Consider the following 15,149-nt stretch of genomic DNA (forward strand, 5'->3'; position numbering starts at 1 on the left):
CAACCAAGACGGAGAAATCGATGGGCGTCGCAATGTTTATGAAAGTGGACGGCGTCACCGGCGAATCGGCCGACGCACAGCACAAGGGCTGGACCGACATCCAGTCGTTCTCGTGGGGCGCGAGCCAGCCGGGCGCGATGGCGAGCGGCAGCGGCGGCAACGCGGGCAAGGCGAGCTTCAACGATCTCGTCGTCGCCGCCTACATGGACAAGGGCGCAACGGCGATCATCAAGAACTGCGCGAACGGCAAGCACCTGTCGACCGTCGAGATCTCGGCGTGCAAGACGGGCGGCACGCAGATCGAATTCATGCGCGTGACGTTGCAGGAAGTGCTCGTCACGTCGGCGCAGATCGCGGGCGTCGATCCGGGCGACGCGGCCGACCGGCTGATGATGCAGTACGGCTTCCAGGCCGCGAAGGTCAAGAAGCAGTACTGGCAGCAGAACGACAACGGCGGCAAGGGCGCCGAGGTGTCGGTCGGCTGGAACATCAAGGAAAACACCGAGATGTGACGGCGCGAGGCGGACCGATCATGGACGACGACGTGCGATCCCGGGACGGCCGGGAGGGCGGCATGCGCGCCGCGCGCGACCGGCTGCAGCCCGCGCTGCTCGACCGGCTGACCGACGCCGAACCGCAGCGGCGCAGCGAGCCGCCGGATGCGCAGGCGATCGGCGGCGAGCGCCTGCGCGCGGCGGTGCTGCGCGATCTGTCGTGGCTGCTCAATACGCGCAACGGCGAGGACGGCTTCGTCGACTGGTCGGCGTTCGCGCACGCGCAGGCGTCGGTGCTCAACTACGGGATGCGGCCGCTCGTCGGCAAGCCGATGTCGGGCGTCGAGCGGATGTCGGTCGAGGCGTCGATCCGCGATGCGATCGTGCGCTTCGAGCCGCGCATCGCGCCCGACAGCGTCGAGGTGCGCAGCGTGCTCGACGCGCCGGGCGGTGCGGCGGGCGAGCGCCGGCACAACGTGCTGATGTTCGAGATCAAGGGCACGCTGTGGTCGGTGCCGCATCCGGTCGAATTCGTGCTGCGCTCCGATCTCGATCTGGAGACGGGCGCGATGTCGCTGCAATCGGCGGCGGGAGGCTGATGCGATGGACACGCGCCTGCTCGAGTACTACAACCGCGAACTCGCCTATCTGCGCGAGCTCGGCGGCGAATTCGCGCAGCAGTTTCCGAAAGTGGCCGCGCGCTTGCGGATGCACGAATCGGGGCCGCCCGATCCGTATGTCGAGCGGCTGCTCGAAGGCTTCAGCTTCCTCACAGCGCGCGTGCAGCTGAAGATGGACGCGGAGTTTCCGCGCTTCACGCAGGCGCTGCTCGACGCCGTTTATCCGGGCTACGTCGCGCCGCTTCCGTCGATGGCGATCGTGCAGTTCACGCCGATGATGAACGAGGGCAGCCTCGCGCAAGGCTGCCGGCTGCCGGCGGGCACCGCGCTGCGCGCGCGGCCCGCCGCGTCCGAGCAGACCGCGTGCGAGTTCCGCACCGCGCACGATCTGACGCTCTGGCCGCTCGAGCTGACCGCGGCGGCCGTGACGGGCGCGCCCGCGTATCTGCCGCGCTCGGCGACGGCCGCGCGCCGCGACGTGCGCGGCGCGCTGCGGATCAGGCTGAAGGCGCGCGGCGGCGCGAGTCTCGCGCAGTTGCCGATCGACCGGCTGATGTTCCATCTCGCCGGCCCCGAGCGCGACGCGCTGCACCTGCTCGAACTGATCGCCGGGCACACGATCGGCGTCGTCTGCCACGATACGGGCCAGCCGCCGCGCTGGCTGCACGTGCTCGGCGCGCACGCGCTCGTCCATCAGGGCTTCGATGCCGATCAGGCGCTGCTGCCCGACGACGGCCGCGGCTTCCAGGGCTATCGGCTGCTGCGCGAGTATTTCGCGTTCCCCGCGCGCTTCCTGTTCTTCAGCATCGAGGGGCTGCGGCCGGCGCTCGCGCGCGCGACGGGCGACGAGTTCGAGCTGACGCTGTTGCTCGACCGGCACGACGCGGCGCTCGAGAACCGCGTCGACGCGCGGCATCTCGCGCTCAATTGCACGCCGGCCGTGAACCTGTTCGCGCGCCGCGCGGATCGCATCCTGATCCGTCCGGGCGTGCGCGAGCATCACGTCGTCGTCGATCGCAGCCGGCCGCTCGACTACGAGGTCTATGCGGTGCAGCGCCTCGCGAGCGAGCAGCGCGACGACGGGCAGGCGCGCGAGTTCCGGCCGTTCCACGCATCGTTCGCGGGCGACGACGGCAACTACGGCGCGTATTACACGGTGCGCCGCGAGCCGCGCCTCGTGTCCGCGCAGGCGCGCGCGAACGGCACGCGCACGGGCTACGTCGGCAGCGAGACGTACGTGTCGCTCGTCGACAGCGATTGCGCGCCGTACGACGAATCGATCCGCTATCTGTCCGTCGACACGCAGTGCACGAACCGCGACCTCGCGCTGCTGCTGCCGGCGGGCGACGCGAACACGTTCACGCTGCGCGTGTCGGCGCCCGTGGAGCGAATCGCCGCGATTCGCGGGCCGTCGCGGCCGCGAGCGCCGATCGCCGACGCGCAGAGCGCATGGCGGCTCGTCAGCCATCTGGGCCTCGCGCGCCATACGCTGACCGACGTCGACGACGAAGAAGGCGCGCGCGTGCTGCGCGAGCTGCTCGGCCTGCACGCGGACCCGGCCGACGCCGCGATGCGCCGGCAGATCGACGGCGTGCATCGCGTCGCGTTCACGCCGGTGTTCCGCAGGCTGCCCGCCGCGGGGCCGCTGATGTTCGGGCGCGGCGTGCAGGTCGACGTGACGGTCGACGATCACGCGTTCTCCGGCGACAGCCCGTACTTGCTCGGCGCGGTGATCGAGCAGTTCTTCGCGCGGCACGTGTCGATCAATTCGTTCGCCGAATGCGTGCTGAGCAGCGCGCAGCGCGGCAGGCTCGCGCAATGGCCGGCGCGCGTCGGCAGGCGGCCCGCGATATGACGACGAACCTGAAACCGGATTCGCCCGCGGCGCACGCGCATGAGCGCGCGGGCGCGAAGCCGGACGCGAGCCCGAACCGGAGTTCGAGCCCGAGCGCGCATCCGAATCTGGTTCCGAATGCAAGCGCGAGCGCCGCCGCGCGCCGCGACGCATGGTGGCGCCGCCTGCGCGTCGCGCCGCACGGCTACGACCTGTTCCAGGCGCTGCGCTGGCTCGACGCGCTGTCGCCGGAGCACGCGCCGTCCGGCTACGCGGCGCGGCCGCGCGACGAGCCGATGCGGCTCGGCCAGGCGCCGTCGCTCGCGTTCGCGGCGGCGATGCTCGCGGGCGTGCGCGACGACGGCCCGCGCCCGCGCATCGCGATTCAAGGCTTCGGGCTGTTCGGGCCGAACGGGCCGCTGCCGTCGCATCTGACCGAATACGCGCACGAGCGCGCGACGCAACACGACGATCCGACGTTCGCCGCGTTCGCCGACGTCTTTCATCATCGGCTGATCCTGCTGTTCTACCGCGCATGGGCCGACGCGCAGCCGACCGTCAGTCTCGACCGGCCGGCGCGCGCGCGGTTCGACGCCTACGTCGCGAGCCTGATCGGGCCGCGCGATGCGCCGGGCGCGGCGGACGCGCTCGCGCCGCACGCGAAGTATTTCCAGGCAGGCCACCTGGTGCGGCACACGCGCAATCCGGAAGGGCTCGTGCAGATCCTGCGGCGCTACTTCGGCGTGCGGGCGCGGATCGTCGAGCACGTGCCGCACTGGGTGATGCTCGATCGCGCGCAGCGCTGCGCGATCCGCGCGACGCGGCCGACGCAGCGGCTCGGCGGCGCCGTGCTCGGCTGTGCGGTGCGCGACGCGCAGTCGCGCTTGCGGATCGTGCTCGGCCCGCTGACGCTCGACGAATACCGGCGGTTCCTGCCGGGCGGCGCGCATGCACGGCAGCTCGCGCAATGGGTGCGCGAATACGTCGGCGTCGAATTCGGCTGGGACGTGCAGCTCGAGCTCGCACACGACGAAGTGCCGGCGCTCTCGCTCGGCAGCCGCCACGCGCTCGGCCGCACCGCGTGGCTCGGCGAGCGGCTCGATCACGGCCCCGCGCGCGACCTCGTGCTCGGCTACGACGCGCACGCGCGCGGCGCAAGCGCCAGCGCGGGCGCCGCAAGCGCTCGATCGACGAGGGCCGATCAGGCGGCCGCCGCCGATGCGCCTCATCGCCAACCTGCCTGACCGGGAATCGCCATGTCCGATATCGGCCGAGTGACCTTGTTCGGAAAGCTGAACGCCTTTCTCTACGAGACGCTGGAGCAGGCGACGGGTTTCTGCCGGCTGCGCGGCAATCCGTACGTCGAGCTCGCGCACTGGCTGAACCAGATGCTCCGGCGCCCGGACAGCGACGTGCACCGGATTCTGCGCCGCTTCGACATCGATGCGGCGGCGGTCGACCGCGGGATCGTCGCCGCGCTCGACCGGCTGCCGCGCGGCGCCGGTTCGGTGTCCGATCTGTCCGCGCACATCGACGATGCGGTCGAGCGCGCGTGGGTGTACGCGACGCTCAAGTACGACGCGACGCAGATCCGCAGCGCGGTGCTGCTGCTCGCGATCGTGAAGACGGCGCAGCTTCGCAACGTGCTGTATGCGATCGCGCGCGACTTCGAGCGGATCGTGCCGGACGTGCTCGCCGACGAGCTCGACCGGATCGTCGACGGCTCGCCGGAAACGCCGCCGCCTGCCGCGCGCGCGCCGGCAGGCGGAGCGCGCGCGCCGGGCGGGGCGTCGTTCGCCGCACGCGAGGGCGCGGCGCTCGCGCGCTATGCGGTCGATCTGACCGCGCGTGCGCGCGCGGGCGAAATCGATCCGGTCGTCGGCCGCGACGGCGAGATTCGCCAGATCGTCGACATCCTGCTGCGGCGCCGGCAGAACAATCCGCTGCTCGTCGGCGAGGCGGGCGTCGGCAAGACGGCGGTCGCCGAGGGCTTCGCACTGCGCATCGTCGCGGGCGACGTGCCGCCGCCGCTGCGCGACGTCGAGCTGTATCTGCTCGACATCGGCTTGCTGCAGGCGGGCGCGAGCGTGAAGGGCGAATTCGAGAGCCGACTGCGCGGCGTGATCGACGAGGCGAGCTCGAGCGAGCGGCCGGTGATCCTGTTCGTCGACGAGGTGCATACGCTCGTAGGCGCGGGCGGCGCGGCGGGCACGGGCGACGCGGCGAACCTGCTGAAGCCGGCGCTCGCGCGCGGCCTGTTGCGCACGATCGGCGCGACCACGTGGTCCGAATACAAGCAGTACATCGAGAAGGACCCGGCGCTCACGCGGCGCTTCCAGCTCGTGCAGGTGCGCGAGCCCGAGGAGGACGCGGCGCTCGCGATGCTGCGCGGGCTCGCCGCGAAGCTCGAAGCGCACCATCGCGTGCTCGTGCTCGACGATGCGCTGCACGCGGCCGTCACGCTGTCGCATCGCTACATTCCCGCGCGGCAGTTGCCCGACAAGGCGATCAGCCTGCTCGACACCGCGTGCGCGCGCGTTGCGGTCAGCCAGCATGCGGTGCCCGCGCCGATCGAAGACGCGCGGCGGAGGATCGACAGCCTGCGCGTCGAACGCGAACTGATCGCGCGCGAGTGCGCGCTCGGCGCGGGCGATGCGTCGCGGCTCGATTCGATCGATGTATCGGTGGCGAGCGAACAGGCCACGCTCGATGCGCTCGACGCACGCTGGCAGGCGGAGCGCGACGCGCTCGGCGAGATCGTCGACTGGCGCGCTTCGCTGCTCGACGACGATCCCTCGCGTGCGCTCGATACACAGGCCCGCGCGAACGTGCAGGCGAAGCTCGCGGCGGCGTTGCAGGCGCTCGCCGAATTGCAGGGCGAGACGCCGCTCGTGCTGCCCGCGGTCGACACGCACGCGGTGGCCGCCGTCGTGTCCGACTGGACCGGCATCCCGCTCGGCCGGATGGTGCGCGACGAAATGCAATCGGTGCTCAAGCTCGCGGATACGCTCGCCGAGCGCGTCGTCGGCCAGCGGCATGCGGTCGAGCTGATCGCCGAGCGCATTCAGACCGCACGCGCACGGCTCGACGATCCGGCGAAACCGCACGGCGTGTTCCTGCTGTGCGGGCCGTCCGGCGTCGGCAAGACCGAGACCGCGCTCGCGCTCGCCGAAACGCTGTACGGCGGCGAGCACAACGCGATCACGATCAACATGAGCGAGTTCCAGGAGGCGCATACGGTGTCGACGCTGAAGGGCGCGCCGCCCGGTTACGTCGGCTATGGGCAGGGCGGCGTGCTGACCGAAGCGGTGCGGCGGCGGCCGTACAGCGTCGTGCTGCTCGACGAGATCGAGAAGGCGCACCGCGACGTGCACGAGATCTTCTTTCAGGTGTTCGACAAGGGCTGGATGGAAGACGGCGAAGGGCGCTACATCGATTTTCGCAACACGGTGATCATCCTCACGTCGAACGTCGGTTCCGAGCGCGTGATGCAGCTGTGCCGCGACGCGCAGCGGCTGCCCGATGCGCAGACGTTGACCGACGCGCTGCGCGCGCCGCTGCGCGACGTGTTCCCGGCCGCTTTGTTGGGACGCCTGACCGTCGTGCCGTACTACCCGCTGACCGACGAGATGCTCGCGCGGATCGTCGCGTTGCAGCTCGCGCGCATCGAGCGGCGCATCGAAGCGCATCACGGCATCGCGCTGCGCTGCGCCGATTCGGCGACCGCGCTGATCGTCGAGCGCTGCCGGACGATCGAATCCGGCGGGCGGATGGTCGACGCGATCCTCACGCACACGGTGCTGCCGCGCATCAGCCAGGAGATCCTGCGCGCGACGATCGAGGCTCGCGCGCTGTCGGCGATCGACGTGAGCGCGGACGACGGCCAATTCGTTTATCGATTCGAAGAGGAGGGCGCGACGTGACCCGCGTGTTCACACTCGACAGCCTGCATGGAGACGACCTGAGGTTCCACCGGCTCTACGGCGAGGAAGCGCTCGGGCGATTGTTCGATTTCCGGATCGAAGCGCTCGCCGACAATCACAGCCTGTCGTTGAAGGAGCTGCTCGGCAAACCGGTGACGGTGCGCATCCGGCAGCAGAACGAATCGGAGCGCTGTCTGAACGGGATCGTCGCGCGCGCGTCGCTCGTCGGGCGGCGTGCCGAGCGCCATTACGGCTACCAGCTGATCGTGCGCCCGTGGCTGTGGCTCGCGACGCGCCGCTCCGATTGCCGGATCTTCCAGAACAAGACGGTGCCGGAGATCGTGCAGGAGGTGCTCGCCACGTACGGCTTCCCGATCGAAAACCACCTGACCGAGACGTACACGCCGCGCGAATACTGCGTGCAGTACAACGAAACCGACGCGGCGTTCGTATCTCGGCTGATGGAGTTCGAAGGGATTTATTACTACTTCAAGCATGCGGCGCAAACGCATACGCTGATGCTGTGCGACGCGATGTCGTCGCACGTCGCGCTGCCGGGTTACGAGACGATTCCGTTCATCGCGCGCGACCGCACCGCGATCGCCGACGAAGAGCACATCGACAGTTGGCTGCCCGCGCAGGAAGTGAGCATCGGCAAGCACGAGACGAGCGACTACGACTACACGAAGCCGCGCGCGGACTTGTCCGCGCAGAAGATCGATCCGCGCGGCCACGACCATGACGGCTTCGCGTCGTTCGAATGGCCCGGCGGCTATCGCGACGACGAACCGGGCGCGCACTACAGCCGCGTGCGGCTCGAAGAGCAGCAGGCCGAGCACGAGCGCGCGCTCGCGCGTACCGACGTGCGCGGCGTCGCGCCCGGCTATCTGTTCGCGCTCGAACACTGCCCGCGCGCCGACCAGAACCGTGAGTACCTGATCGTGCGCTGCCAGTATCGGTTTCAGGAGAATGCGTACGCGACCGACAGCGGCAACGAAGCGGTCGTGCACGAATCGCAGGTGCTCGTGCAGCCGTCGAGCCTGCCGTATCGATCGCCGCGCGCGACGCCGCGGCCGCGCACGAACGGCCCGCAGACGGCGAGCGTCGTCGGCCCGAAGGGCGAGGAAATCTGGACGGACCAGTACGGGCGCGTGAAACTGCAATTTCGCTGGGACCGCTACGGGCAGAGCGATCAGAACTCGTCGTGCTGGGTGCGCGTGTCGAGCCCGTGGGCGGGCGGCGGCTTCGGGGGCGTGCAGATTCCGCGCATCGGCGACGAGGTGGTGGTCGATTTCCTGAACGGCGACCCCGATCAGCCGATCGTGACGGGGCGCGTATACAACGGCGAAAAGATGCCGCCGTGGGGCCTGCCCGGCAGCGCGACGCAAAGCGGGCTGCTGTCCCGCTCGTCGCCGGGCGGCACCACCGAGCATTCGAACGCGTTTCGCTTCGAGGACAAGAAGGGTGCGGAGCAATTATGGATGCATGCGGAGCGCAACTTCGATGCGGAGACCGAGCAGGATCACACGCTGTCGGTGGGCCGCGATCATTCGCATTCGGTCGGCAACAACGAGACGATGAGCGTCGCGAACAACCGGCAGAGAAGCGTCGGGCAGAACGAGACGCTGAACATCGGGCAGCATCGCGTCGCGCAGATCGGCGGGAACGAGACGCATGGCGTCGGCGGCAATCGCACGCGGCAGGTTGGAAAAGACGAAACCGTGACCATCGGCGCGAATCGCGAAGCGACGATCGGCGGAAATCACGTGGAGACAGTGACGAAAGACAAGACCGAATCGATCGGACAGGGCAAGACGCTGAATGTCACCACGCACTATCAGACGAATTCGAAAAGCATGAAGACGACCGTCGCCGAACATCACGCGGAGGAGATCGGTGCACGAACGTCGACGATCAAGGACGCGCACGTACTCAACGTCGGCCAATCGCAGACGGTGAACGTCGGCGCGAGTCACGCGATGAACGTGAAGAACAACGTGCATGTCGGCGCGGGCGATCAGATCGCGCTTGTTTGCGGCAATGCGAGCATCACGCTGAAGAAGGACGGCACGATCGTGATCAACGGCGTCACGGTGGAATCGAGCGCTAGCGGAAGCCATAGCGTGCGCGGCAAGACGGTGACATCGTCGGCGACGGGCGAGCACACGGTGGAAGGCACGATACTGAAACTGAACCCCTGACGGGGAACGAGGATCATGCAGAACTGGCAACCCACGAACCCCGTGGAGCGCAGGTTCATGGATGCGCACACGGATTGGCAGAGCTTTGCGAAGGATCGAGCCGCAAGGCTGATGATCTGGCAGGCGAACGAAGCCGATGCGCAGCTCGTGCAGCTTTATTTTCAGACGCAGGAGGAGATGTCGAGCGCGGTGATCGTCATGCGCTCGGATTTCGTCGGTGAAGCGCGCTACGCGGCTGCGTTGGCGGACGAGCTCATCCGGTTTTACGACAGCCGGCGCGACGCGTCGAACGCGCAAGGGCTGCGAGCGGATTGGCAACCGCCCCGTGACGACGGCGGACATCCGGTTCTTCGGTTTCTGACGGTTGCCGATAGCTTGATGCAGCACCATCCGGACATTTTTCCGGCGATGGTTTTCGTGTTGCAGCCCGAGCAGGTTCGCGACGATGCGGCGCTCGCGCGCTGGCTCGGCGAATTGCTCGACGTCATCGAAAACTCGCCGCGACTCGGCGCGCGCGTGCGATTCGTATTGCCGCGCATCGGCGACGAACCGTTCAAGCCGTTGCAACAGCAGCATTCGAGCACCGTGCACGTCGTGAAGGGACGTTACACGATGGCGAGCGTGCCGCGCGAATTGCTCGCGGAATCCGGCGAGCGCGGGCCGAACGGCGAGTTCAGGCGATTGTTCGTCGAACTGAGCGAGACGATCGGCGACGGCAATCCGGCGCGGCTCGAACAATTGCGCGCGGCCGCGTTGCGGATCGCCGAACGCGAGCGCTGGTTCGATCAGTGCGTGGTCGTGCATCTGATCGCGGGCGCGGCGTATTTGAAGTGGCGCGATCACGAGCGCGCGCTCGACGCGTATCGGCAAGCGACCGAAAGCGGCGAGCGCGCGCTCGGCGCAGCGCATCCGGCGGGGCACAAGCTCGTCGCGAACGGGCTGTTCGGCGAAGCGAGCGCGCACCTGACGCACAAGGCGTTCGCACCGGCCGCATACTGCTACGAGCGCGCGGCGGCGTCGATGACGGCCGCGCGGGACGCGCTGATGACCGTCGAGGCGTGGCGGATGAGCGCGGTGTGCTGGGAGAAGGCGGGCGAGCGCGAGCACGCATTGGAGGCGGGCTTCAACGCGCTGGATGCGGGGCTTTTGATCGGCGAATCGATGCGCGCGAACAGCAACCTGCGGCTCGTCGTCGAATGGATGGTCAAGCAGGTCGGCGCATTCGACCGGCGCCGCAGCGAGCTGAGCGACAAGGTCGCGGCGCTGCGTGGCGGACGCTGAGCGCGAGCAAGGAGCGGAAAACATGGCGCTGCCGGCCGTCAAGCATCTCGATCCCGTCGTCGGCGTCGACGTGCATTCCGTGATCGTCACGCCGGGTCTGCCTCCCGTGTTCTTGCCGCACCCGCACATCGGCTTCATGCTCGATCTGCGGGAATACGTCGAGGCGGCGAAGGGCGTGATCGGCAGCATTGCGATGGCGATCGCCGAAGACGCGGTGCTGGAATATCTGAAGGATCATCCCGACGACGTCGAGAAATTGACCGATACGTTCGATTCGCTCGATGACCAGATGAAGAAGGCCACGAGCAATCCGATGGTCGCGGAAGCACTGAAGCTCAATCGCGACGTGTCGTCGATCAAAGGCGACGCGGCGAACGCGATGGGCGCGGGCGTCGGAGCGGGCGCCACCGCCGGCAGGCCGATCTTCGTGAACGGGCTGATGCGCGCGACGGCGGGCACGCATTCGTTTCATGTGCCGGGCTTGCACTTTCCGCTCGGCGAAACGTTCGCGCCGCCCGATCCGCTGCCGTCCGACGACGCCGAATCGTACATGGGCAGCCGGACGGTGCTCGCGAACAACGATCCGCTGTCGTACATGGCGCTGTCCGCGATGAGCTGCTGGGCCGAAGGGATCGAGCCGCCGCCGCACAACGGCGCGCATACGGCGCGCACACATGTGTCGATGCCGAGTTCGGTGATGCTGCCGATTCCCGCCGGACGGCCCGTGCTCGTCGGCGGGCCGCCCGTGATGAACATGGCGGCGGCCGCGAAGGGGATGTTCAAGGCGTTTCAGGGATCGAAGTGGGCGAAGAAGCTTGCGGACAAGCTGCATCTGAAGTCGGGGTTCTTGCGTTGCACGGTGCTGAAGGCGGAACCGGTCGACGTGACGACAGGCGAAGTGGTCGTGCAGCAGAACGACTTCACCGTCTCCGGCCGGCTGCCGCTCGTGTGGGACCGATATTACGCGAGCCATGATCGTCATGCGGGCGCGGTCGGCTTCGGCTGGCAGACGCCCGCCGATATCCGGCTCGAACTGATGCGCAACGAAGACGGGATCGGAGCGGCTGCTTATTTTCCGGATCATGCGACCGCTTTCGACGTAGTGCCGGCCGGCGACGGCTGGCCAGCGCGCACGTATGACTGGCAGCATGGGCATGCGTTGTATTGCGACGATGGGCGGATGGTGCTGCGCACGCGTGAGGGTATCGAATACGGGTTCGTGCTGCCTTCTCGTTGGCGAGATGCTGTTGCGGCGCTCGATGGTGAGTCGCGAGTCACGCTGCCGATCGATCGCATGGCCGATCTCAATGGCAATGCGTGGGTGTTCGAGCGTGACGTGTATGGCGGGCTCGTGCGTCTCGTCGAATGGAAGCGCGACGGGCAGACCGAGCGTGTGATCGAATGCGGCACGGGCAGCGGGCTGCACGCCGGGCTGTTGACTTCATTGACGCTGATCGATGCGGGAGGGAACCCGCATCCGCTCGTGAGCTACGAGCATGATCGCGAGCGCAATCTGACGGCCGCGATCGATGCGATGGCGCATCCGCATCATTTCGAGTACACGGCCGGCCATCGGATGGTGAGCCATACGAGCGCGCGCGGCGTGTCGTTTTACTACAGCTACCAGCAGGGCGACGACGGCGTGTGGCGCGTCGATCATGCTTGGGGCGACAACGGGCTGTTCGATTATCGCTTCGTCTACGATCGCGCGCGGGTGGAGACGCGCGTCACCAATTCGCTCGGGCATACGTCGATCATGCAGATGAACGAGCGCGGGATGCCTGTCGCTGAAATCGATCCGCTAGGCGGCGTGACCGCGTATCGGTATGACGCGCAGGGGCGTGCGAGCGCGGTGATCGATCCGGCGGGGCGGACGACGGCTTGGGAATATGACGCGTATGGCGGTTTGTTCGTGCAGACGTTGCCGGACGGCAGCGCAGTCAGAACGGAATTTGACCTCGATCACCGCCCGGTCTGCGTGACGTTGATAGGTGGCCGGCAGTGGCGCTACGAATGGGATACGTTCGGCAATCTGCTCGCGCAGATCGATCCGTCGGGCGCGATATCTCGCTATACATATGACGAGTACGGTCAGCTCGTCGAACATACCGGGCCGCGCGGTGCGAGCACGCGATTCGATTACCACCGGGACGGCAATCTCGCGGCGCAGATCGATGCGTTGGGGTATCGCACGCAGTATCGGTACGATGCGCGCGGATACCTCATCGAAGCAATCGATGCGCTCGGACAACAAAGCAAATACGAGTACGACCGCAACGGCAATCTGATGCGCGCAATCGAGCCGGGCGGACGGGAGACTCACTGTGGGTACGACGTTGAAGGAAACCTGTCTCGTTATCGCGACCCCATGGGCTACGTGACGCAGATGGAGTACTCGGCGCTCGGACAGGTCAGCAGACGGCTCGCGCCCGACGGCACCACCGTTGAATACCGTTACGACACGGAAGAACAACTGATCGGCGTCGTGAACGAACGCGGCGAGCTATACGCGCTCGAACGCGATGCGTTGGGGCGGATCGTCGTGGAGACGGACTACTGGGGGCAAGCGCGACGCTATCGATATGGTGCTGCGGGCGAACTGCTCTATAGCACTGATCCTCTGGGGCAGACGATCGAATACCGATACGATCGGCTCGGACGCATCGTGCAGAAGCGCGTGCCTGATCCAGAACATGGCGATGGTCTCCGGATCGACAGCTTCGCATACGACCGGCGCGGGGATTTGGTGATCGCGCAGAATCCGTCTTGCCGCGTCGAGTTCAGTTACGACACAGCGGGCCGCGTGATCGAGGAGCGACAAGGCGACGACTTCACGATCGCCAGCGATTTCGACGAAGCCGGCAACCGGATAGCACGCAGGACCCGGCTTATTGCCGGCGGCGCGGTTGTCGAGCATACCGTTCGCTATGCATACGACGCTTTGGATGCCGTCACGTCGATTCGGATCGACGACACCGCGCCGGTCGTGCTCGAGCGAGATGCGCTCGGGCAGATTTGCACCGAGCAGTTGGGTGCGGAGTTGCGGCGCGAACTGTCGTACGGATCGGACGGCCAGCTTGCGTCGCAGCGTACGTTGCTAACAGGCACCGGCGCGCTCTTCGCGAGCGAATATACGTACGACGCGAATGGCGAATTGGTCGAAAAGCGCGACTCGCGGGGCGGCATCGAGCGCTTTCAGTACGATCCGGTGGGGCAGGTGATCGCGCATCTCGACCCCGCTGGGCAGTTGCGTCGCTATCTGTACGATCCGGCCGGAGATTTGCTGAAGACGCACATTCACGAGCGCCGCGCGGCGGATGCAGCCGCTGCGGCAAAGACCGGCACTTGGGTGCGTGAAGGTGAATATGAAGGCTGCTATTACGCGTACGACAGAGTCGGCAACCTTATTCGGAAGCAGGATGCCGCGCAGGACCTGACGCTGCGTTGGGATGCGGCCGGGCAGCTCGTTGAGACGGTGGCGGTGCGGCCGCAAGCTGTTGCCACATCGGGGGCAGCACCAGCGCACATTCGTGCACGGTACGAATACGATCCATTCCAGCGGCGGGTGCGTAAAGTCTTGCATGCGTTCACGGCAGGCGGAGAATTGCAGCGGCAGCCACCGAGCATGAGTCGGTTCTTTTGGGACAGTAATACGCTCGTTGGGGAGTTTGCGGCGAGTGGCAGCGGAGGTGGTGACTCGGATCCGGATGTAGGCAGGGAAATGCAGCCGTCGCCACTTGCTTCGCCGGAGCAGCGCCACTCTGACACGGGAATACCGCCTGCCGCTGGTCGTGCGTGCGAATGGATCTACTATCCGGGAACATTCCAACCTCTCGCGGTTGTGCACGGCGATCTGGCAGAGGATAGGGTATCAGCGCGACTGCCGGGGCAATTGGTACCGGACGCGGCAACAGTGTATTTTTATCAGAATGATCCAAACGGAGCACCCGTGCGGATGTACGACGCTAGTGGGAAGGTTGCATGGACGGCGCGTTATCATTCGCGGGGGGGCGTCGAGTGCATTGGGTGGCAGATCATGCAGCCACTCAGGTTACAGGGGCAGTATCATGACGACGAAAGTGGGCTGCATTACAATCGCTACAGATATTTCGATCCTGATACTGGTGGCTTCATCAGCCAAGACCCCATTGGGTTAACTGGCGGTCGCAATATTTATCGTTTTGCGCCTAATGTCTTTGGATGGCTTGATCCCTGGGGATTACAAGGAAACAAGCCTCCCGCGCCTGGGAGACCGACGCGCGAAAATACAGGTGGTAAATTTGTTCCGGCGCAAGGTAGTGGACATTACAAATTCTGGCCGGCACAAGGTAAGCGATCGGGATGCAAAGGGTGGAGGGATAAAAAAGGGGATATTTGGGAACCAACTGATCATAAAGGCACCCATGCTCCTCATTGGGACGTGCAACATTCCGACGGTACGCATACAGCGACTTATCCAGTTGGTTGAATGGGATGAATTATGAATTTTTCATTGCATGATAAAGTTATTTTGGAAAGGTTTTTGGGGACGAGAAATTCGCCTCAGGGTACCCGAGATCATGAAAATTACTGGAAATTGATTGGGCAGGCGGGGACCGTGGTAGGGAAAGAGGAACAATCGAATTTGCCGAGACATGAGAGGGGAGAACGTGTTCTGGTTAAATTTGATGTCGATGTAATTGGTTTGGGATTGAGTTGTCACAATGAGATTAAGAATAGTCTTTGGATTTTTGTTTCCGATCTGAGATTTATAAATTGAGAAGGGTGCTGGGTAGACGTGTTTGATCCCCTGCTAC

Annotated in this window: 8 protein-coding genes; all 8 read left to right on the forward strand. The window is 66.2% G+C overall.

Going from position 1 to position 15,149, the window contains the following annotated elements:
* The first annotated feature begins 20 nt into the window (after positions 1–20).
* The 8 genes from WS91_RS27360 to WS91_RS27395 are packed head-to-tail and all read left to right on the forward strand — an operon-like array spanning position 21 to position 14,821.
* Positions 21–512, forward strand: a complete 492-nt coding sequence (locus WS91_RS27360; RefSeq protein ID WP_038746052.1) for an Hcp family type VI secretion system effector — start codon at positions 21–23, stop codon at positions 510–512.
* Positions 513–532: 20 nt separating this feature from the next.
* Positions 533–1,093, forward strand: coding sequence for a type VI secretion system baseplate subunit TssE (gene tssE / locus WS91_RS27365; RefSeq protein ID WP_038746309.1), 561 nt, complete (start codon positions 533–535; stop codon positions 1,091–1,093).
* A 4-nt stretch (positions 1,094–1,097) separates the two neighbouring features.
* On the forward strand, positions 1,098–2,969 hold the full coding sequence (gene tssF / locus WS91_RS27370) for a type VI secretion system baseplate subunit TssF (protein ID WP_059671386.1): 1,872 nt from the start codon (positions 1,098–1,100) through the stop codon (positions 2,967–2,969).
* Positions 2,933–4,192 (forward strand): type VI secretion system baseplate subunit TssG, encoded by a 1,260-nt coding sequence (gene tssG / locus WS91_RS27375; RefSeq protein ID WP_059671387.1) that lies wholly within the window; start codon positions 2,933–2,935, stop codon positions 4,190–4,192. The genes tssF and tssG overlap by 37 nt, the downstream gene beginning before the upstream one ends.
* A gap of 12 nt (positions 4,193–4,204) precedes the next feature.
* The gene (gene tssH / locus WS91_RS27380; protein WP_059576683.1) at positions 4,205–6,871 is read left to right on the forward strand and encodes a type VI secretion system ATPase TssH; all 2,667 of its coding nucleotides are present in this window, start codon (positions 4,205–4,207) and stop codon (positions 6,869–6,871) included.
* On the forward strand, positions 6,868–9,072 hold the full coding sequence (locus WS91_RS27385) for a type VI secretion system Vgr family protein (protein WP_059671388.1): 2,205 nt from the start codon (positions 6,868–6,870) through the stop codon (positions 9,070–9,072). Before tssH ends, WS91_RS27385 begins: the two co-directional genes overlap by 4 nt.
* 15 nt (positions 9,073–9,087) lie before the next feature.
* A complete protein-coding gene (locus WS91_RS27390) occupies positions 9,088–10,353 on the forward strand; it encodes a hypothetical protein (RefSeq protein ID WP_059671389.1) in 1,266 nt (421 codons plus the stop codon).
* 22 nt (positions 10,354–10,375) lie between these two features.
* A complete protein-coding gene (locus tag WS91_RS27395) occupies positions 10,376–14,821 on the forward strand; it encodes an RHS repeat-associated core domain-containing protein (RefSeq protein ID WP_082758391.1) in 4,446 nt (1,481 codons plus the stop codon).
* Positions 14,822–15,149: the final 328 nt, after the last annotated feature.

The organism is Burkholderia sp. MSMB1498, from assembly GCF_001526245.1.
Classification (GTDB): Bacteria; Pseudomonadota; Gammaproteobacteria; order Burkholderiales; family Burkholderiaceae; genus Burkholderia; species Burkholderia savannae.

What these genes read in the sequence shown, in the direction of transcription:
- WS91_RS27360 (WP_038746052.1), top strand. Translation starts at nt 21, where the DNA reads ATGGGCGTCGCAATGTTTATGAAAGTGGACGGCGTCACCGGCGAATCG.
- tssE (WP_038746309.1), top strand. Translation starts at nt 533, where the DNA reads ATGGACGACGACGTGCGATCCCGGGACGGCCGGGAGGGCGGCATGCGC.
- tssF (WP_059671386.1), top strand. Translation starts at nt 1,098, where the DNA reads ATGGACACGCGCCTGCTCGAGTACTACAACCGCGAACTCGCCTATCTG.
- tssG (WP_059671387.1), top strand. Translation starts at nt 2,933, where the DNA reads ATGGCCGGCGCGCGTCGGCAGGCGGCCCGCGATATGACGACGAACCTG.
- tssH (WP_059576683.1), top strand. Translation starts at nt 4,205, where the DNA reads ATGTCCGATATCGGCCGAGTGACCTTGTTCGGAAAGCTGAACGCCTTT.
- WS91_RS27390 (WP_059671389.1), top strand. Translation starts at nt 9,088, where the DNA reads ATGCAGAACTGGCAACCCACGAACCCCGTGGAGCGCAGGTTCATGGAT.
- WS91_RS27395 (WP_082758391.1), top strand. Translation starts at nt 10,376, where the DNA reads ATGGCGCTGCCGGCCGTCAAGCATCTCGATCCCGTCGTCGGCGTCGAC.